This window comes from Sphingomicrobium sp. XHP0239 (genome assembly GCF_039555325.1).
Taxonomy (GTDB): Bacteria; Pseudomonadota; Alphaproteobacteria; order Sphingomonadales; family Sphingomonadaceae; genus Sphingomicrobium; species Sphingomicrobium maritimum.
In genome coordinates this window covers 1,407,380-1,426,435 of sequence record NZ_CP154608.1, presented here as the reverse complement: position 1 = coordinate 1,426,435, position 19,056 = coordinate 1,407,380, and the positions used below count along the sequence as shown (strand labels likewise).

Below are 19,056 nucleotides of genomic sequence, written 5' to 3'. Positions count from 1 at the left end.
CGTTCCGAAGTTCCTCGCCGCGTGACTGATCTTCGGCAGTCTCGCGTTCGTGGGTGGAGTTCGCATCGAGTAACTGTCGCATGCCCCCGACGCGAAAAGCCCCGGAACGCGGGGTCGGCGGCGTCCCGGGGCTTTCGATTTTTCGGATGGTGGAGCCGAGGGGGATCGAACCCCTGACCTCTACAATGCCATTGTAGCGCTCTCCCAGCTGAGCTACGGCCCCGTATCCAAAGTGCTGGCGCGGTTTAGGAAAATCGGCGCGCTTTGCAACCCCTAATATAGGCCGCGCGGCTCGCCCCGACGATCCTAGCTGTCGTCGTCGTCGTCCGAGGTCTTCTTGACCTTCAGATCCTCGTCCCCGGTGTCGAGATCGACGTCGTCGTCGGCGCTGCCGCCGTCATCATCCTCATCGACATCGAGATCGTCGCCCGACAGATCCTCGTCCTTCTTCTTGGTGTCGGCATCGTCGAACGGCAGCGGCTGCTTGGACTTCAGCACCGGCTCGGGGATCCACTCCTCGCCGCATTCGATGCAGGTGACCGGCTCGTCGTTGCCGAGATCGTAGAAACGCGTGCTGCACTTCGGGCAGGTGCGCTTGGTACCCCATTCGGGCTTGACCATGAAATATCCTCTTGGGTTTCGTTCGATGCCGCACTTGAGGCGGCAAGCCCCTCTTTGCAAGAGCGCGCCTTGCCATAGGCCCATGGCGCTGTCAAAGCCCCGTCACATGAAAGGCCAGCCCTCATCGCTCGTCATCGCCGTCGATGGCCCCGCGGCCAGCGGGAAGGGGACGATCGCCCGCGCGCTGGCCGAGCGGTTCGACCTGCCGCACATGGATACGGGGCTGCTCTACCGCGCGGTGGCTCTGGCGCTGTTCCGGTTCGGCGGTGATCCCGGCAACCCGTTCGAGGCGCGCCGCGCGGTCGAGGGGCTGGAGCAGATCGACATGGACGATGCGGAGCTGCGCACCGAAACGGTGGGCGAGATCGCCAGCCGCGTGTCGGCCTATCCGGGCGTCCGCACGGCGCTGCTCGAGCGGCAGCGGGCCTTTGCGGCGCGCGACGGCGGCGCGGTTCTCGACGGACGCGATATCGGCACGGTGATCGCCCCCGATGCGAACGCCAAGCTGTACGTCACCGCCTCGCCCGAGACTCGCGCGCGGCGCCGAACGGCGGAGCTGCAGGGCCAAGGCATGAACGTCCATTACGAGGACGTGCTCGTCGATATCCGCGCCCGCGACGAACGCGATGCCGCCCGCGCCGAGGCGCCCCTCGCTCAGGCTGCGGACGCGGACTTGCTCGACACGAGCGAAATGACTATAGAGCGCGCCGTCCGACGAGCGATTGCGCTCGTGGAGGCCCGTCTCCCGGCGAGTTGACTGTTTCGGCGACGAATTTCGCCGAACGCCCGCCCGTTGAAGCCGCCACGACCCTTCGCAACCGTCGGATGCTGCACGGGGACGAGCCTCGCGCGGCAATCATGGGGTTTGTCCAAGTCCGCGAGGAGAAGAGTGCTCCGATGGTGGAGGCTCGGCGGCAAACCAGAGACGAAAGACATTATTGCTTATGGCCGATACGGCATTTCCCACGCGCGATGAATTCGCGGACATGCTCAACGAGAAACTGGGCGGCGAAGACGAGGGCTTCGAAGGCAAGGTCGTCACCGGCAAGGTGACGGGGATCGAGAACGATCTCGCCATCATCGACGTCGGATTGAAGAGCGAAGGACGCGTCGCGCTCAAGGAATTCACGCCCCCGGGCAAGGAATGCGAAATTAGCGTCGGCGACGAGGTCGAAGTCTATGTCGATCGCGTCGAGAATGCGCAGGGCGAGGCGATGCTGTCGCGCGACCGCGCCCGCCGCGAAGCCGCGTGGGACAAGCTGGAGAAGGAATTCGAGGCCGACGAGCGCGTCGAGGGCACGATCTTCGGCCGCGTGAAGGGCGGCTTCACCGTCGATCTCGGCGGTGCGGTGGCCTTCCTTCCCGGTAGCCAGGTCGACATCCGCCCCGTGCGCGACGTCACCCCGCTGATGGAAATCCCGCAGCCGTTCCAGATCCTCAAGATGGATCGTCGTCGCGGCAACATCGTCGTGTCGCGCCGCGCCATCCTCGAGGAAACGCGCGCCGAACAGCGTTCGGGCCTGATCCAGAGCCTCACCGAAGGCCAGGTCATCGAGGGCGTGGTCAAGAACATCACCGATTATGGTGCGTTCGTGGATCTCGGCGGAATCGACGGCCTGCTGCACGTCACCGACATAAGCTACAAGCGCGTCGGTCATCCCAGCGAGATCATCAACATCGGCGACACGGTCAAGGTGCAGATCATCCGCATCAACCGCGAAACGCAGCGCATCAGCCTCGGCATGAAGCAGCTGGAAGCGGATCCGTGGGAAGGCGCGAGCGCCAAGTATCCGATCGACACGACCTTTACGGGCCGCGTCACGAACATCACCGAATATGGTGCGTTCGTCGAGCTCGAGCCGGGCATCGAAGGCCTGGTCCACGTGTCGGAAATGAGCTGGACCAAGAAGAACGTCCATCCGGGCAAGATCGTCAGCACGTCGCAGGAAGTCGATGTGAAGGTGCTCGAGGTCGACGAGGAAAAGCGTCGCATCAGCCTCGGCCTCAAGCAGGCGCAGAGCAATCCGTGGGACGATTTCGCCGAACAGTTCCCGGTCGGCACCGAAGTCGAGGGCGAGGTCAAGAATTCGACCGAATTCGGCCTGTTCATCGGCCTTCCCGGCGACGTCGACGGCATGGTCCACATGTCGGACATCGCGTGGGGCATCACCGGCGAGGAAGCGCTCCAGCTTCATCACAAGGGCGAGACGGTCAAGGCCGTCGTGCTCGACGTCGATATCGAGAAGGAGCGCATCAGCCTCGGCATGAAGCAGCTCGAGCGCGGCGGCGTGTCGGCGGATGCCGACGGCGTCAAGAAGGGCGAGACCAAGACGGTCACCGTTCTCGACGTTCGCGACGGCGGGCTGGAAGTGCAGGCGGGCGACGATGGCCCCATCGGCTTCATCCGTCGCAGCGATCTCGGTCGCGACCGCGACGAGCAGCGTCCGGAGCGTTTCCAGATCGGGCAGAAGTTCGACGCGATGGTCACCGGCTTCGATCGTTCGAAGAAGCCCAACTATTCGATCAAGGCGCTGCAGATCTCCGAGGAGAAGGAAGCGGTCAAGCAGTACGGTTCGTCGGACAGCGGCGCGTCGCTGGGCGACATCCTGGGCGCAGCGCTCAAGGAGAAGGGTGGCGACGAGGCCGAATAAGCCTCTCGTCCCATCACCGGACAGATCAAGCGGGGCAGTGCAGGCAAGGGCTTGCACTGCCCCGTTTTTTTCGTCAATCATCCGCGGAGTGAAGAGCGGCGCCGGGGGGCGGCCGCCACATGAACCCGGGGGGTTGAGACCGCTGCCATGATCCGTTCCGAACTCGTCACCAAGATCTGCGAAGACTTTCCCGACCTCACTCAGAAGGAAGTCGAGAGCGTCGTTTCCAGCCTGTTCGAGAGCATCACCGATCACCTTGCCGATGGCGGGCGGGTGGAATTGCGTGGTTTCGGCGCCTTCTCGACCCGCCAGCGCGACGCGCGCGTCGGCCGCAATCCCCGGACGGGCGAGCCCGTCGACGTTGCCGCCAAGCGCGTGCCCTATTTCAAGCCGGGCAAGGAAATGCGGGAACGGTTGAACCTCAACGCGCAAAAAGCCGACAACGACTGAACCGGCGGCGGCGTCCGCGAGGCTCAGCATATGCTTGGCGGGGTTCGTGTCAGGCGCTAACCCCGGCCGCGTGCGGACGTGGCGGAATCGGTAGACGCATCCGACTTAAAATCGGCTTCCCTTAACCGGGAGTGCGGGTTCAAGTCCCGCCGTCCGCACCACCGTCTTTTTTGCGCGTTTCGAGCGGAGCGCCGTGACCAATTCCTTAACCAGTGGGCCGCTACTTCCGCCCGATGGACAGTGAGGGGTACACGCGCCGCACCAGGCGTCTGACCTGGCGAACCCGGATGGGTCGCCGCGAGATCGTCGTCCTGTCCGTTCTGCTCGCCGCCTTCGCGCTGCTCCTCTACAACGGCACCAGTTTCTTCGTGCGTCTGGACCGGGGGGTCGAGGGGATCACGGCGCAATTGGGCGTTTCGGCCACCACGATCACGCTGAACATCGCGCTGATCCTGTTCGGATGGCGCTACTATGTCGACGTCCAGCACGAGATCCAGCGCCGCGAGGAAAGCGAGCGCCGGGCGCAGGAACAGGCGAGCACCGACGGGATGACGGGCCTTCTCAACCGCAAGGGCTTCACCGAGGCGGGTCATTGGATACACGAGAAAGGCGAACCGGACGCCGGTTCGGTGGCGGTCATCTCGATCCAGCTCAATCGGTTCAAGACCATCAACGAGCGTCATGGGTTCGACGTCGGTGACGAATTGCTGCGCCGGATCGCGGGGGTCATCGTCGAGGTGGCAGACGGTTCCGCATCCGTGGCGCGGGTATCGGGCGACGAGTTCGCGATCATCGCATCGCCCGGCGGAAGGAATGACCGCGAGTCGATCGAAGCGCTCGCCGTCGAGCTGCTGGACCGCGTGACGCGTCCCTTTTCGATCGACGACAAGTCGATCCAGGTGGGCGCCCACGTCGGCATCGCGCAGGCGCCCGTCGGCGAACTGAAGGCACGCGACCTACTGCGCCGCGCCGACATCGCGCTGGCCGCGGGCAAGGCGGGGCGACTGGCCCGGCCGATCTGGTTCGACGAGGGCATGGAGCGCGAACTGCTGGTGCATTCGGAGATCGAGCAGGGGATTCGCCACGGCGTCGATACCGACCAGTTCCTGCCCTTTTTCGAGCCACAGATCGATTTTGCGACGGGCCAGATTTCGGGCTTCGAGGTGCTGGCGCGCTGGAACCACCCGCTCGCCGGGCTGATCACTCCCGACCGGTTCATTCCGGTGGCCGAGGAACATCACCTGATCGGCCCGCTGACGGATGGGCTGTTCCGCCGTGCGCTCCGCATCGCGGCCGCGTGGCCGAACGAGATCGACCTGTCGATCAACATCGCGCCCTCGCAACTCGCCGATAACTGGCTGGCGCAGAAACTGGTCCGCATGCTGACCGAGACAGGGTTTCCCGCGGAACGGCTGATCGTCGAGATTACCGAAGGGTCGCTGTTCGCGGACATCGAGATGGCGCGCACCATCGTGACCAGCATGAAGAATCAGGGAATACGCATCGCGCTCGACGATTTCGGGACGGGTTTTTCCAGCCTGTCGCACCTTCGCGCCATGCCGCTCGATCTCATCAAGATCGACCGCAGCTTCGTTTCCTCGCTCGCCACCGACCGGGAAAGCCGTGCGATCGTGCGCGCGATCACGACATTGGCCGATGCGCTCGACACCCCCGTGGTGGTCGAGGGGGTCGAGAATGCGCGTACCCATGCGATGGTGATGGAAATGGGCTGCCGCTTCGGCCAAGGCTGGTACTTCGGAAAGCCGATGACCGCCGACCAGGCCGAGCAATTGCTGCGCCAGCCCGGCGCGTCCGCGCTGACCGATCCGGATACGGCCGGCGATCCCAAGCCCGAAGCGATCGACGACGGGTCATCCGAAACGCAGGTAGCCGGCTGAGCCCGGCACGAGGTTCTCGAGCCCTGTCCCGCTTTTGAACAGCGCGATCAATCCATGGTGCCCTTTTGGTAAACGGCGCGTTAGGGATTGGTTATGCAGATCAGTGCCCGTAGCCGTTTCGACCTCTTTCTCGCCGCGCTTCGCCGCGCGAGCCGCGATGCCTATACGGGGATCGAGGAGCGTGCGGGCCGCCACGGTGACGATCTTCGCTTGTTCGGCTATACCTTCGGCGCAGGCTTCCTGTTCACGTCGCTATTCATCGCCTAGCCGCGCCGCGCCAGCGCGAACGCCGCCGCCGCGCCGGCGACGCAGAAGCCCGCTGTCAGCCATAACGTCGCCGCGATGTCGATCCCCGCGCCGACTATCGATGCGAGGATCAGCGAGGCGGTCACCATCAGTGCGGCATTGACCACATTGTTGGCGGCGATTGCGCGCGCGGTCATGGATGGCGCGACCCGCGTGGTCAGGAAAGCATAGAGCGGGACGACGAAAATCCCTGCGAGGATCGCGATCCCCAGAATGTCCACCAGCACCCACCATCCCTGGTTGGTGGCGAGAAACTCCTCGATGGTGCGCAGCGGCCCCGCGAACACGGCCTGCGCTTCGACCCGGCGCTTGAGATCGATCAGCAGCAGCGCGATGCCGATGGCGGCGGGCGCGCTGAACCGTGCGCTGACGTCGCCCCTGGTCAGACGGTTGACCAGAACCGACCCTGCAGCGACCCCGACCGAAAAGAGTGCGAAGAAGAGAACCGCGACATTCTCGTCAGCGCCCAACTCGTTCTTCGTCAGGGGCGGAAATTGCGAACCGAGCAGCAGCGCGAACGACCAGAAGATGCTGATCGCGACGATCGCCAGTGCGAGGTCCGGTTGCCGCATCACGTCGCGCAGCAGGTGCCAGGTCGCGCGAAACAGGTTCCAGTCGAGCCGACGCCCCGCCATTTCGGGTTCGGGCGGAGCAGGGGGCATGCGGCCCGCGAACCAGCGTCCGATGGCGGCGGTCACCAGCACCCCCGCCGCGCCCAGTCCCGCGCTTTGCGTGCCGTCGGCCTGATCGACGAGGACCAGCCCGCCGAGAATGGTGCCGAGCAGCACCGCGACATAGGTCCCCGCCTCGATCAGCCCGGTGCCGCCCAGCACCTCTTTCTTCTCCAGATGCTGTGGGAGGACAGCGTATTTGATGGGGCCGAAGAAGGCCGACTGGGTCCCGGTCAGAAAGAGGGTGAAGAGAAGGAGCGGAACCGACTGGAGGATGAGACCCGCTGCCCCGCCGAGCATGACGAGAATTTCCGCGGTCTTGATGTGCCGCGTCAGCATCGCCTTGTCGCGGCTGTCGGCAAGCTGTCCCGCCAGCGCACCGAACAACAGGAAGGGGAGGATGAACAGCCCGCCCGCGATCGCCGAGAAGGCTCCTTCGCGAGCCGGGTCGGCGTAGATCGAGAAGATCACCAGCAACACCATCGCGGAACGGAAGAGATTGTCGTTCATCGCGCCTAGAAACTGGGTGGCGAACAATGGACCGAACCGACGTTTGGCGAGGAGGGTGACGGGACTGGGCATCGCGCGACCCTAGACGCGCGTATCGGCGCGGCAAAAAGAAAATGGCGCTCGCCGGTCCATTTGCCTAGAAGGCTCCGCAACCATGCTGACGCTTCCCAACATGCTGACCCTGTCGCGCATCTTCGCGGTTCCGATCCTGGTCTGGCTGCTGTGGGATCCCAGCCCGATCCATTATGCGATCACCTTCATTCTCTACAGCCTCGTCGGGGTAACCGATTACATCGACGGCTACCTCGCGCGGGCGCAGGGGCAGATCAGCCGGCTGGGTCAGTTCCTCGACCCCATCGCCGACAAGATTATGGTCGCCGCGGTCATCATCATGCTGCTCGCCACGCGGCGGGTGGCGGACGAGCCGGAGCCGGTCATTGCCGGACTGACGATCATTCCCGCGCTGATCATCCTGTTGCGCGAGATCATCGTGTCGGGCCTGCGCGAATTCCTGGGGCCTCTCAACGTCTCGGTACCGGTCAGTCGGTTGGCCAAGTGGAAGACGACGCTGCAGATGGTCTCGCTCGGTGCGCTGATCCTCGGCGGTGCGTTCCCCTCGCAATACTGGATCCATCAGGTGGGGATCGCCAGCCTGTGGGGCGCGGCGGTGCTGACGTGCGTGACCGGCTACGACTATCTCCGGGTCGGCCTGCGCCACATGGACTAGGCCGCCAGAAGCTCCGCCACCAGACGGCGAAGCAGGTCGCCCAGCATCTCGAATTCCTCCGCCCGCGGGCTGTTCTTTCGCCAGGCCAGCGCGATGTCGCGAGCGCCATTGTCGCTTTCGACGGGTCGCGCCTCGATCCCCGTATGATCGATGATGCCCGCGGCCAGCGCCATTTCGGGGATGAAGGTCACGCCGAGGCCATTGTCCACCATCTGGACGAGAGTATGGAGGCTCGTCCCCATCATCGCCGCCGATGCGCGGATTTCCGGGCGGTTGCAGGCCGCGAGGGCGTGATCCTTGAGACAATGGCCGTCCTCGAGCATCAGCAGGCGGCCTTCCTCGATCTCGGCGGGGGGAATGGCGGCGAGATCGGGTGCCTCGCCGCGCGGGTAGGCGATGAACAGGCGGTCCGAGGCGACGATCGCGTGATCGACCTCTCCGCAGGCGTAGGGAAGCGCCAGCAGCACGCAATCGAGCTGCCCCCGATGGAGGGCCTCGCAGCACGCCTGGCTCGTCTCCTCGCGCAGGAAGAGCTTGAGATCGGGATAGTCCTTGCGAACCCGGGGCAGGAGGCGCGGGAGGAGGAAGGGGGCGATCGTCGGGATGACGCCGAGGCGAAGGTCGCCCGCCAGCGGCTGGCCCTCTGCGCGGACGAGCGCGGTGAGCATTTCGGTTTCCGCGAGCACGCTGCGCGCGCGCGCCGCCACCTTCTCGCCGAGCGGGGTGAAGCGCACCACGCGGCGCGTTCGCTCGACCAACACGGTGTCGAGGATCGTTTCCAGTTCGCGGATGCCGGCGGACAGCGTCGACTGCGTCACGAAACAATGCTCCGCCGCGCGGCCGAAATGGCCATGCTCGTTCAGCGCCACCAGATATTGCAACTGCTTGATCGTCGGCAGATGGACGGCCATCGCTCCCCTCAATCGATTCGGTCGATCAAAGCATCCATGTAAGAATGGCTGGATCGTTCGACAATCCGCGCGTCCGTCATGGCGCCGATTTGCGCCTCGCGCGTTCCGACCCTACATGATCCCGAAGGACTGCAAGGAAGACGTCGCCCGTGGCCATCCGGCTGATCACCTATCTCGACAGCGTCAAGGCGCGCGATCCCGCCGCCCGCTCGCGCTGGGAAGTGCTTTTCTATCCCGGCGTGCTCGCGCTGGGGCTGCATAAGGTCGCGCACGACCTGTTCTGCTCGCGGCTTTATTTCCTTGCGCGGATGGTCAATCATCTCTCGCGCGCGCTGACCGCGATCGACATCCATCCCGGTGCGACGATCGGGAAGAATTTCTTCATCGACCATGGCTTCACCGTGATTGGCGAAACCTCCGTGATCGGCGACAATGTCACGATCTACCAGTGCGTGACCCTGGGCGGGACGAGCCCGTTCGACGGGGTGCCGGGCAAGCGCCATCCGACGTTGGAGGACAATGTCGTGATCGGATCGGGCGCGCAGATCCTGGGTCCGATCACGGTCGGCAAGGGCGCCCGGATCGGGGCCAATTCGGTCGTGGCGAAGGACGTGCCGGAAGGCGCGACGATGGTCGGGCCGCTGGCCCGGCCCATCCCGGTGGAGGCGGACACAAGTCGCCGCTTCGTGCCCTACGGTACGCCGTGCGATGATCTGTCGGACCCCGTCGAACGACGGCTGTGTCAGATGGAGCGCGAGATCGAACGGTTGAAAGCCGATGCCAAGGCAGGCGACCGCGCCGATGTGACAGGCAAGGAGAGCCGCTCGGCATGAGCGTGGTGATGCCCTTTCCGGCCGGGTCGGGTCAGACCGGCTGGGACCGCGAGGAATTCATGACGATCCTCGATCTCTATGGCCGGATGGTCGCGGCGGGGCACTGGCGCGACTATGCCGTTCGCATGGACCGCGAGGTTGCGGTGTTCGCCTGCTTCCGGCGCCACGCCGAGAACCCCGAAATCCGGATCGAGAAACGCCCCGCCTTGCGCAGCAAGCAAGGCATGTACGCGGTCATCACCGAACAGGGTCAGGTGTTGAAGCGGGGGCACGAATTGAAGCCCGTGCTCGCCCCGCTCGAACGGCGGCTGATCAAGCTTGTGAAGGACTGACCTCGGCGGCGGCCTGGCGTCGCACCGAATGGAGGTCGGGCAATCGCCCCACGAGACCCGCGGGAAGTATTTTCAGAACAGCGCCCCGCGCTTCGTGCCAGAAGGCCGAGAGCAGCAGCAGTGCCGAACCGATGACGAAGGCCGTCAAGGCGATGTTGAGTTCGACCGCTCCGAACTCCTCGAACAGGCGGGTCAGCGCGAACAGGACGTAGAGCAGCCCCGACACCAGCACCGCGCGCCGGTCGATCGCCAGCGCGACCCCCGCCAGCGCAACGTAGAGGATGATGACGAGCACGCCTTCCCCCACGCTCGCGCTGCCGCCCGTCAGGCCCAGCAGCGCGAAAACGGGATGGACGATCATCGGCGCGGCGGCGAGGTGAAGCCAGAAGGCGACGTCGCTCTTGCGGGTCACGCGCGACGGATCGGCCATGTCCCAGCGCATCGCGAAGAGGAACACCCCGATCCCGAGAAGAAGCGCGGTGACGAGGAGAATGGTGTCGAGTGCGTCGTTGGAGACGCTGGGCGCGAAGATGGCGACCACGATGGCACCGATGATGCCGGCTGCACTGACGGCGCCGGCGGCTACCGTGACGGGCACCTTGAAGCGGCGCCAGTGGAGATAGGCACCGGCGGCGGCGACCGCAGCGGCGACAGCAGCGAGCCAGGCGGCAAGCGCTTCGTCGTCGTTGCCGCGAATGGCATCCTCGAAGATCAGCCCCAGCGTGGTTCCTGCGGCCCAGAACAGCCCGCCGATGAAGGCGAACAGGAACAGGATCGACGGAAGCGCCATGCGACGCCGCGCAGTGAAGTAGCTCGCGAGGCCCCAGGCGGTGGCGGCGACCGCCGCGCCCGAGAGCGGGGAGGGGCCGTTGCCGTCGAAATCGAGATCGATGGCGGCACCGAGCGAGTGACCGATCCACCCGACCGCGAACAGCAGGATGACGCCCGCGATCGCAACGAAGATATCGTTGAAGCCGGTAAGCAGCCGGAACTGCTCCTCGTCCACGATGGTCGAATGGCGCTGGTTGGCCACGAAGGCGCGAAGTGCGTTGGCGCTGTCGGACGTGATGGCACCCGCGGCGACCGCGTCGTCGAGTTCCTGCTGACTGTACATGAGAACGATCCCCCCTCTTGAAGCTCCAGCTCATACTTCTTACTGTATTACCAAGTCAATACAGTGGGCGGACGGCGCATGTGCAATCTCTACCAGATGACCGCGACGGTCGACGAAATGCGCAAGCTCTTCGGGCCGTTCGAGGGCGATCGGGCGAATGTCGCGCCGCAGGACGAGATCTATCCCAAGATGGAAGCGCCGGTTTTGCGCCGCGCGGATGACGCGCTGCGGCTAGACCGCATGGAATGGGGATTTCCGGGTCCCCAGGCGGCGGGCGGGCGGCCCGTCACCAACGTGCGCAACCTCGCTTCGCCGTTTTGGCGCTCGGCACTTGCCAATCCGGAGCGGCGCTGTCTGGTGCCGGTGACCCGCTTTTCCGAATGGAGCGCGGCGCACGACCCCGTCACGGGACGAAAGGTGAAGCATTGGTTCGGCCGCGCGGACGAGGCGCCGTTCGCCTTCGCGGGGCTTTGGCGGCCGGGAGAGAGCCGAGGCTACTATGCTTTCCTGACGTGCGCGCCCAACGAGATGGTCGGGGCCGTGCATCCCAAGGCGATGCCGGTGATGCTGGAGCGCGACGAACACGACCAGTGGCTGAACGGGACGGTCGAGGAAGCGTCGGCGCTCGCCCGCGCGTTCCCCGACGAGAAGATGACGCAGTTTGCTTGAGGGATCGGTGATGGCGAAGAAGAAAAAAAAGAAGAACGAGATCGTGACCGAGGCGGAAGCCGCCAAGGTTTCGAAGAAGAAGGCGAAGAAGGCCAGGAAGGTGCGCGAGGCGGAACGGATCGACGCACCAGAGCCCGACGAGCAGCCGAGCCGCAAGTCATTGGACGAGGGGATGGAGGCGATCGGCAAGCTTGTCGATCATCCGCTGGTCGCCGACCTTGTCGCGGCAGGCGCCGTTGCGGCGGTGGCGAGCCTTGCCGAAGGGCAGATGACACGGGCGCGGGGCACCGCCGGCGGATCGAAGGAAACGCTGAAACTGGCGGGCAGGGCCGCAGCCGCCGCGATGGGCAAGAGGTTCATGGCCGAAATGGAGGCCGCGAAGGCGCGCCGCGCGGCCAACGAGCCACGGGACGACGGCTCGTCAGGGGACGCGGAAGAGTAAGCTGACGCGTGCGCGTCCGACCTTGCGGCTCACCGCGAGCTGGAAGGGGCCGGGAGAGACCTCTTCCTTGGCGTCGGTCTCGACTGCCAGCCAGCCGGCCGGCGCGAGCCAGTCGGCCGCATGGATCGCGGCCACGACCCCATTCCCGCTCCCCTTCGCATAGGGCGGATCGGCGAAGATGACGTCGAAGGGTCGGGGCGGCGGCGGAAGCGCGAGCGCCGATCCCCCGACGACTTGCGCGCGGTCCGACAGGTCGAAGCTTCGCAGGTTTGCCTCGATCGCCTGCCGTGCCGCGCCGTCGTTTTCGACGAAATGGGCGCGTTCGGCGCCCCGCGAAAGCGCCTCGATCCCAAGCGCTCCCGAGCCGGCGAAGAGATCGGCGACATGCAGTTCGCCGAAGCTGCCGATGCGACTGGTCAGCATGGAAAAAAGCGTCTCGCGCGTGCGGTCCGCCGTGGGGCGCGTTGTTCGCCCCGGCGGAGCGGCGAGCGGGCGGCCGCGATACTGTCCCGCGATGACCCTCACAGGCCCTGCCGGAACTGGAACAAGGTTTCGCGCGGCACTTCGCGGAGCGCGCCGCGGGGCATGTCCTCGAGCGCGAAGGAGCCGTAGGCGGTGCGGATGAGACGAGAGACTTCGAGCCCCAGATGCTCGAGGACGCGGCGAACCTCGCGGTTCTTGCCCTCGGTCAGGGTCATCTCGACCCAGATGTTGGCGCCGCTGGAGCGTTCCAGATTGGCGTCGATCGAGCCGTAGCGCATTCCGTCGATCGTGATGCCTTCGGCCAATTCCTCGAGCTGCTCCTGCGCCACGCTGCCGAAGGCACGCGCGCGATAGGTTCGCGGCACGCCGGTGGCGGGCAGTTCGAGCTGGCGCTTGAACCCGCCGTCGTTGGTCATCAGCAGCAGACCCTCGGTGTTATAGTCGAGCCGCCCGACCGGCATCAGCCGCGGCAATCGACCGCCGCGGGGCAGCGCGTCGTAGATCGTCCGCCGTCCCTTCGGGTCGCGGGTCGCGGTCAGGCAGCCGCGCGGCTTGTGAAAGGCGAACAGGCGGGTCTGTTCGGCGGGACCCACGGGACTGCCGTCGACGGTGACGCCGTTGAGATTCTTCACCAGTGTGGCGGGGGTCTCGAGCACCTTGCCGTCGATGGCGATCCGCCGCGCTTCGATCATCCGCTCGACTTCGCGGCGCGAGGCCACGCCAGCGCGTGCCAGGAGCTTGGCGATCCGCTGTTCTTCGCGCGGTGGCGATTGGGGGGAACCGGAACGGCCCGTCCGGCGCTTGTCGGATGAAGTCATTTGCCGGTATGTAGGGGCGTTCATCCTGTTCTGGAAGCGCAAGCGAGCGATTAAACGTGTTCTCGTCGTCGAGGATGAACCCTTGATGGCGTTCGACAACGAGCAGCGGCTGGAACGGCTGGGCTACGAAGTCGTCGGCACGCGCGACAATTACGAGGACGCGCGCCGCGACATCGAGGCGGAAGAGGTGGACCTCGTCATCGCCGATATCGACCTGGCTGGCGAGAAGAGCGGGATCGACGTCGCCGAACTGGCCAAGACGAAGGGCGTGCCCGTGCTGTTCGCGACCGGCAAGCCGCCGACCGATTGCGCGGTCTATGCCCTGGGGTCGCTGGAAAAACCCTATACGGACAAGCAGCTCAAGGATGCGGTGGCGGCGATCGATGCAATCCTGGCCGGCGAAGAGCCGGGCGAGGTCAAGGGACTGACGCTTTACGATATCGGCTGATCGGGCCTCTCAGGCCAGACGCGCATCCAGTTCGTCGTGAAAGGCGATCATCCCGTTCTCGAGCGTACCGACGATCATCTCGTCGCGGAGGCCTGCCTCGACGCCGCGCTGGCATAGCGCCGCCGCACGGAAATCCTCGCCACCGAACGTATGTTGGTCGAGTAGCTCCCAGCTTTTTGACCAGCGTCCCTCGAGTGCTTTCGCCTCGGCGTCCGACACATCGGGGACCAACATGAAATCCTCGACCTTGCAGCGCCCGGCCGACGTGGGGTGGACGATGAGCACGTTGACGTAGTCGGGACTGACCACGACGACGGTGTTGGGGAAGATCTGGTAGGTGAAGGTCATCGTCTCGCGGACCGCTTGCCAATCGTCGAGATCGACGGGTTCGGCATGGCCCGCCCGACCGACGATGAAGCGTTGATGCGGCCCCATCCGGTCCATGACCGCCACGCCGTCGGCGAAGAACTCGCCGATCGAACGGGCGTGAAGCCGCTTGACGTGATAGCTTTCGCTGAACGCATCGACGATCATCTTCCAGTCGGCGGCGACCGTATGAAGATTGCGGCGATAGAAACGCATCGCGTCGAGACCGATCGCGTCGAGGTCCGGTCCGAGCGGTTCGATGGGGGAGAAATCCTCTCCCGAGCCATCTCCGTAGAACCACACCAGCCCGCCGATCTCACGCGCCGGATAGGTCTTGAGCGCATGGTCTTCCTTGCACAGGCCCGGAAAGGCCTCGGGCCGGGGCAGGGCGGCAAGGTCGCCGTTCGGTCGGTAGGTCCAGGCATGGTAAGGACAGACGATCTTGCGCGCGGGGAGGACGCCGTCCTCGTCGACCAGCCTTGTGGCGCGATGCGCGCAGCTGTTGCCGAGGACGTGGATTGCCCCGTCGCGATCGCGTGCAACGATGAGATCGAGACCGCTGGCGTCGTGGCGGATCATCTGGTCGGGTCCGATCAGCGCGGACGGACATAGCGCGGTGGGAAAGCCGCGGAAGCAATGCGCAAGCTCGCGGACGTGACGTTCGGGGTCGATGTAACGTTTGGTCTCGATCCGGCGCGCTTCGTCGCCGATGTCGTGATCGCCGCGCAGCATCCGTTCGGCGAGGGCGCGTTGGCCGGGGGTCATCCGGAGACGGGAAGTCGGCATGTCCATGACGCAAACGTGCGCCGATCGCCGCGCCCGCGCAAGTCACGGCGCGTTCACCCCCTTTTCCGCAGCCTTGCGCGGCCCTAGCGTGGCGCATTGCATTGAGAACGAGGTGACGAGTGGCGGACGAATCGACGAGCAAGCCCGGATGGCGCGAGCTTCTGGGGGCGCTCAAGCATCCCAAGACGATCTACATGCTGCTGTTCGGGTTCGCCGCGGGGCTCCCCTATTCGCTGGTGCTCGGCACGCTCTACGCCTGGCTCAGCGAGGCAGAGGTCGATCTGGAGACGATGGGCGTTTTCTCGCTGATCGGCCTTGCCTATGCCTTCAAGTTCCTGTGGTCGCCCGCGCTCGATCGCATCGACATTCCGCTCCTCAAGAAACTCGGCCATCGCAAGCAGTGGATCGTCACCGCGCAGATATTGATCGGCATCTGTCTGCTGACGTTGTCAATCCTCAACCCGTTGACGCAACTGGGCTGGTTCTCGCTGCTGGCGGGGCTCGCGGCGTTCGCGAGCGCCACGCAGGACATCGTCATCGATGCGTGGCGCGTGGACGTGGCGGACGAGGTGGCAACGATCGACATCCTCTCGACCATCTACCAGATGGGATACCGTCTTGCGGCGCTGGCGGGCGGGGCACTGGCCCTGATCCTCGCCGCGCGGATCGGCTGGCCGGAGACCTATGCGATCTTCGGGGGGACGATCTTCCTGATCGGACTGGTCGGGATCGGCGCTCCTGATGCCCGTCGGACGCAGACGCAGGTCGATGCCGCTGCCGACGAACTGACCGCGCTGCGCCAGCCGGGGCAGTTGACCCCCCGTGTCCGCCGCAACGCACTGGCGATCATCGGTAGCCTGTGGGGCATCGCGCTGCTGATCGTGGGGACGTTCATGGTGATGAGCCTGTCGTCGGATCCCGAATCGCGGCCAGACAGCGTGCAGTTCATCACCTGGTGGGGCCCGATCATCATGCTGGCGACGATCGTGGTTCCGGCGGCGATCGCGGCGTGGCTGGTGGCGCGGCAGAAGAAGGGCGTCGACGTCCTTCACGAACCCGCGCCCGTCGCGACGGGAAGCGAGCGGGCGATGGACTTCGGCTATCGGGCGCTGGTGCTGCCGCTCACGGAGATCATCGGACGGCTGGGGTCGAGTGCCATTCTCGTGATCGCGCTCGTGCTGACCTACCGCATCTGCGACGCCATCTGGGGCAGTTTCGCCTATCCTTTCTACCTGGGCGAGCTGAACTACACCAACGACGAAGTGGCGGTCGCGTCGAAGTTCTTCGGGGTCGGGGCGCTGCTGCTCGGGCTGGCGCTCGGCGGGGTGCTTCTGACGCTCATCGGGCGGATGGCGGCACTCAGCCTCGGCGCGCTGGTCGCGGCACTTACCAACCTGCTGTACGCCGACCTCGCCATCGGCGGCGCGACGATGCAGGCGGTGAGCGACTACACCGGCTTCACCGCGCTCGTCACGAGTTTCCCGGGAGGGACGCCGGATCTTGCCAAGCTCATGATCACCATCGCGGGCGAGAATCTCGCGGTCGGCCTCGCGGGGGCGGCGTTCGTCGCTTACCTCTCCAGCATCGTCGCCAAGGGCTATAGCGCGGTGCAGTATGCGTTGCTGTCGAGCCTCGCGCTGCTGGTCGGCACGCTCGGTCGTGCGCCCTTGGGGCAGCTGATCGAGGAGCAAGGCTATTATTTCGTCTTCATCCTGACGACCGGGATCGGGATGATCGCCTTTGTCCTGTGCCTCGTCGAATGGGGGCGTCAGCGGCGGATGGGCGGTCGCGGCATCCAGAACGCCCCACCGCCCGAGGCCGAGTTCGCCTAGGAGGGCGGGGTGCCGTTCTCGGCGAGGAAGACGCCCGCCAGATAGAGCGAGCCGATGACCAGCACCGTGTCGCCGGGCGCAGCGCGTAGGGCGACACGGTCGAACGCGCTCGCCAGATCGGGGGCGGGGGCGCTGTCCGTTCCGTCGATCATCGCCGCCAGCGCCGAGGGATCGTGATGATCGTGGCCCGGGATCGGGACTGCGGTGAAACTCGCGAGCATTCGCGCGAAGGGGGTCAGCACGGCGAGCGGATCGCGGTTGGCGAGCACGCCGGAGACGAGGTGGAGCCGTCTTCCTGCCAGCGTCCGGGCCACGGCGCGTGCCGCCTCTGCATTGTGCGCGCCGTCGAGGATCAGCGTCGCGTCGCTACCCAGCCGCTCGCGCAGCCGACCTTCCTCGATCGACTGCAGGCGCGCAGGCCAGCGGGCGAACCGCGTCGTCGCGGCCAGTGCCGGACGGTCGAGACCGATTTGAGTCTGGAAATGCATCATGGCGAGCGCAAGCCCCGCATTGTCGATCTGGTGCGGGCCGGGGAGCACCGGAGCAGGAAGCTCTAGATCGCCGTTCCCGCGATAGAGCAGTCGGTCGCCATGGTGTTCGATCGTCCAGTCGCGGTCCTGCACGAAGAGGGATGCGCCCACCTTGGCGGCGACCGCGGCGATGGCGTCGAGCGCGGCGGGTGGCTGGCGCTGGACCAAGAGCGGCACGCGGGCCTTCGCGATGCCCGCCTTTTCCGCTGCGATCTGCGGCAGCGTGTCGCCCAGCCAGCGCGTGTGGTCGAGGCCGAGGGCGGCGATCCCCGTCGCTACGGGCCGGTCGACGAGGTTGGTGGCGTCGAGGCGCCCGCCCATGCCGACTTCGAGCAACAAGGCATCGGCGGGCGAGCGCTCGAACGCAAGGAAGGCAGCCGCGGTCGTGGCTTCGAAGAAGCTGGGCGCGAGGGCGTTTCGCTCCGCTACATCGAGCACTTCTTCGAGGAGGGGAGCGAGCGCGGTATCGGAAATGAGGCTGCCGCCGAGCCGGATCCGCTCGTTGAAGCGTACGAGGTGCGGCGAGGTGAAGACGTGGACGCGCTTGCCCGCCGCCTCCAACCCCGCACGAAGGAAGGCGATGGTCGAGCCTTTGCCGTTGGTGCCCGCGACGTGGAAGACGGGAGGAAGCCGGTCCTGAGGATCGCCCAGCGCCGCCACGAGGTCGCGCATGACGTCCAGTTCCTGCGCGCTGCGGTCGCCGCCGTGGCCGAGCGCCTCCAGCCGGTCGAGCTGTGCCTGGACGGCCGGATCGTCCGACCGTGCGCCGTCCTGCACTAGGCCGCTTCTTCCGTATCGGTCTGGGGAGCGAGATAAGAGAGGAGCTGCGCGAGCCGTTCCTTCAGCTGGTGGCGATGCACCACCATGTCGAGCATTCCGTGCTCGAACAGATATTCGGCGCGCTGGAAGCCTTCGGGCAGTTGCTCGCGGATCGTCTGCTCGATCACGCGGCGTCCGGCAAAGCCGATCAGTGCACCCGGTTCGGCGATCTGCACGTCGCCGAGCATCGCATAGCTGGCCGTGACCCCGCCGGTGGTGGGGTCGGTGAGGATGACGATGTAGGGCAGCCCCGCGTCCTTCAGTTCGGCCAGCGCCACGGTTGTCTTGGGCATCTGCATGAGGCTGAGAATGCCTTCCTGCATTCGTGCGCCGCCCGCGGCGGTGAACAGGACATACGGGCAGTTTCGCTCGATCGCCTCGCGGATACCCGCGACGATGCCCGCGCCGACCGCCGTCCCCATCGATCCGCCCATAAAGGCGAAATCCTGCACCGCCACGATCGCCGGCTGCCCGCCGATCGCACCATAGGCCGTGACCAGTGCGTCCTGGACCTGCGTTTTGGCGCGCGCCGCCTTAATGCGGTCCACGTAGCGCTTGCTGTCGCGAAACTTGAGCGGATCCTCGGCTGCTTCGGGCGCGGGAAGCCGCAGGGGCGAGCCGTCGAGCACCTGTTCGAACCGCTCGGCCGAACCGATGCGGTCGTGATGGTCGCAGCGGGGGCAGACGTAGCTGTTCTCCGCCCATTCCTTGGTGAAGATCATGCTCTCGCAGCTCGAACACTTATGCCATAGCTGGTCATCGCTCTGCCGCTTGGGCAGAAAGGGAATGCCGTTACGAACGCGGTCGATCCAGCTCATGCGCCTGTCCTCGTCTTGCTC

At 65.7% G+C, this 19,056-nt stretch carries 21 protein-coding genes and 2 tRNA genes; 13 read left to right on the top strand and 10 right to left on the bottom strand.

Features of this window, described 5'->3' with window-relative positions:
- Positions 1 to 147: 147 nt before the first annotated feature.
- A tRNA-Ala gene (locus WJT74_RS07235) sits at positions 148 to 223 on the bottom strand.
- Between the two features lie 83 nt (positions 224 to 306).
- On the bottom strand, positions 307 to 621 hold the full coding sequence (locus WJT74_RS07230; RefSeq protein WP_343343208.1) for an FYDLN acid domain-containing protein: 315 nt from the start codon (positions 619 to 621) through the stop codon (positions 307 to 309).
- Positions 622 to 727: 106 nt separating this feature from the next.
- Here WJT74_RS07230 and cmk point away from each other — a divergent pair, with 106 nt between their 5' ends.
- The 6 genes from cmk (at position 728) to WJT74_RS07200 (ending at position 5,887) form a co-directional block, all read left to right on the top strand.
- Complete coding sequence (gene cmk, locus WJT74_RS07225; protein ID WP_343343206.1) at positions 728 to 1,378, top strand: (d)CMP kinase; 651 nt, start codon at positions 728 to 730, stop codon at positions 1,376 to 1,378.
- Between the two features lie 187 nt (positions 1,379 to 1,565).
- Positions 1,566 to 3,272, top strand: coding sequence for a 30S ribosomal protein S1 (rpsA, locus tag WJT74_RS07220; protein ID WP_343343204.1), 1,707 nt, complete (start codon positions 1,566 to 1,568; stop codon positions 3,270 to 3,272).
- Positions 3,273 to 3,419: 147 nt separating this feature from the next.
- Entirely contained in the window at positions 3,420 to 3,722 is a 303-nt protein-coding gene (locus WJT74_RS07215) for an integration host factor subunit beta (protein WP_343343202.1), read from the top strand.
- Between the two features lie 72 nt (positions 3,723 to 3,794).
- A tRNA-Leu gene (locus WJT74_RS07210) sits at positions 3,795 to 3,883 on the top strand.
- A gap of 126 nt (positions 3,884 to 4,009) precedes the next feature.
- A complete protein-coding gene (locus tag WJT74_RS07205; protein WP_343343200.1) occupies positions 4,010 to 5,620 on the top strand; it encodes a putative bifunctional diguanylate cyclase/phosphodiesterase in 1,611 nt (536 codons plus the stop codon).
- A gap of 93 nt (positions 5,621 to 5,713) precedes the next feature.
- Positions 5,714 to 5,887, top strand: coding sequence for a hypothetical protein (locus tag WJT74_RS07200; protein WP_343343198.1), 174 nt, complete (start codon positions 5,714 to 5,716; stop codon positions 5,885 to 5,887).
- On the opposite strand, the gene WJT74_RS07195 is transcribed toward WJT74_RS07200, so the two are convergent.
- A complete protein-coding gene (locus tag WJT74_RS07195) occupies positions 5,884 to 7,179 on the bottom strand; it encodes an MFS transporter (RefSeq protein ID WP_343343196.1) in 1,296 nt (431 codons plus the stop codon). The two genes, WJT74_RS07200 and WJT74_RS07195, sit on opposite strands and share 4 nt — an antisense overlap.
- 82 nt (positions 7,180 to 7,261) lie before the next feature.
- On the opposite strand from WJT74_RS07195, the gene pgsA reads away from it, so the two are divergent.
- Entirely contained in the window at positions 7,262 to 7,834 is a 573-nt protein-coding gene (gene pgsA, locus WJT74_RS07190; protein ID WP_343343194.1) for a CDP-diacylglycerol--glycerol-3-phosphate 3-phosphatidyltransferase, read from the top strand.
- On the opposite strand, the gene WJT74_RS07185 is transcribed toward pgsA, so the two are convergent.
- Positions 7,831 to 8,745 (bottom strand): hydrogen peroxide-inducible genes activator, encoded by a 915-nt coding sequence (locus tag WJT74_RS07185; RefSeq protein WP_343343192.1) that lies wholly within the window; start codon positions 8,743 to 8,745, stop codon positions 7,831 to 7,833. The genes pgsA and WJT74_RS07185 overlap by 4 nt on opposite strands.
- A gap of 149 nt (positions 8,746 to 8,894) precedes the next feature.
- On the opposite strand from WJT74_RS07185, the gene epsC reads away from it, so the two are divergent.
- Positions 8,895 to 9,578: a serine O-acetyltransferase EpsC gene (gene epsC, locus WJT74_RS07180; RefSeq protein WP_343343190.1), complete on the top strand. Its 684-nt coding sequence runs from the start codon at positions 8,895 to 8,897 to the stop codon at positions 9,576 to 9,578.
- Positions 9,575 to 9,910 (top strand): DUF2794 domain-containing protein, encoded by a 336-nt coding sequence (locus WJT74_RS07175; RefSeq protein WP_343343188.1) that lies wholly within the window; start codon positions 9,575 to 9,577, stop codon positions 9,908 to 9,910. Before epsC ends, WJT74_RS07175 begins: the two co-directional genes overlap by 4 nt.
- Here WJT74_RS07175 and WJT74_RS07170 read toward each other — a convergent pair.
- Complete coding sequence (locus WJT74_RS07170) at positions 9,891 to 11,024, bottom strand: hypothetical protein (protein ID WP_343343186.1); 1,134 nt, start codon at positions 11,022 to 11,024, stop codon at positions 9,891 to 9,893. The genes WJT74_RS07175 and WJT74_RS07170 overlap by 20 nt on opposite strands.
- Before the next feature lie 78 nt (positions 11,025 to 11,102).
- Here WJT74_RS07170 and WJT74_RS07165 point away from each other — a divergent pair, with 78 nt between their 5' ends.
- Together WJT74_RS07165 and WJT74_RS07160 are read left to right on the top strand one after the other, a co-directional pair.
- Positions 11,103 to 11,693: an SOS response-associated peptidase gene (locus tag WJT74_RS07165; RefSeq protein WP_343343184.1), complete on the top strand. Its 591-nt coding sequence runs from the start codon at positions 11,103 to 11,105 to the stop codon at positions 11,691 to 11,693.
- Between the two features lie 10 nt (positions 11,694 to 11,703).
- Complete coding sequence (locus tag WJT74_RS07160) at positions 11,704 to 12,135, top strand: hypothetical protein (RefSeq protein ID WP_343343182.1); 432 nt, start codon at positions 11,704 to 11,706, stop codon at positions 12,133 to 12,135.
- On the opposite strand, the gene rsmD is transcribed toward WJT74_RS07160, so the two are convergent.
- Complete coding sequence (gene rsmD, locus WJT74_RS07155) at positions 12,115 to 12,660, bottom strand: 16S rRNA (guanine(966)-N(2))-methyltransferase RsmD (RefSeq protein ID WP_343343179.1); 546 nt, start codon at positions 12,658 to 12,660, stop codon at positions 12,115 to 12,117. The two genes, WJT74_RS07160 and rsmD, sit on opposite strands and share 21 nt — an antisense overlap.
- Positions 12,657 to 13,436: a pseudouridine synthase gene (locus tag WJT74_RS07150; RefSeq protein WP_343343177.1), complete on the bottom strand. Its 780-nt coding sequence runs from the start codon at positions 13,434 to 13,436 to the stop codon at positions 12,657 to 12,659. The genes rsmD and WJT74_RS07150 overlap by 4 nt, the downstream gene beginning before the upstream one ends.
- On the opposite strand from WJT74_RS07150, the gene WJT74_RS07145 reads away from it, so the two are divergent.
- Entirely contained in the window at positions 13,420 to 13,884 is a 465-nt protein-coding gene (locus WJT74_RS07145) for a response regulator (RefSeq protein WP_343343175.1), read from the top strand. The two genes, WJT74_RS07150 and WJT74_RS07145, sit on opposite strands and share 17 nt — an antisense overlap.
- A 9-nt stretch (positions 13,885 to 13,893) precedes the next feature.
- On the opposite strand, the gene WJT74_RS07140 is transcribed toward WJT74_RS07145, so the two are convergent.
- Positions 13,894 to 15,036: an aromatic ring-hydroxylating oxygenase subunit alpha gene (locus tag WJT74_RS07140; protein ID WP_343343173.1), complete on the bottom strand. Its 1,143-nt coding sequence runs from the start codon at positions 15,034 to 15,036 to the stop codon at positions 13,894 to 13,896.
- A 119-nt stretch (positions 15,037 to 15,155) separates the two neighbouring features.
- On the opposite strand from WJT74_RS07140, the gene WJT74_RS07135 reads away from it, so the two are divergent.
- On the top strand, positions 15,156 to 16,868 hold the full coding sequence (locus WJT74_RS07135) for an AmpG family muropeptide MFS transporter (RefSeq protein ID WP_343343171.1): 1,713 nt from the start codon (positions 15,156 to 15,158) through the stop codon (positions 16,866 to 16,868).
- On the opposite strand, the gene WJT74_RS07130 is transcribed toward WJT74_RS07135, so the two are convergent.
- Positions 16,865 to 18,175 (bottom strand): bifunctional folylpolyglutamate synthase/dihydrofolate synthase, encoded by a 1,311-nt coding sequence (locus tag WJT74_RS07130; protein ID WP_343343169.1) that lies wholly within the window; start codon positions 18,173 to 18,175, stop codon positions 16,865 to 16,867. The two genes, WJT74_RS07135 and WJT74_RS07130, sit on opposite strands and share 4 nt — an antisense overlap.
- Positions 18,175 to 19,035, bottom strand: a complete 861-nt coding sequence (gene accD / locus WJT74_RS07125; protein ID WP_343343167.1) for an acetyl-CoA carboxylase, carboxyltransferase subunit beta — start codon at positions 19,033 to 19,035, stop codon at positions 18,175 to 18,177. Before accD ends, WJT74_RS07130 begins: the two co-directional genes overlap by 1 nt.
- Between the last annotated feature and the right edge of the window lie 21 nt (positions 19,036 to 19,056).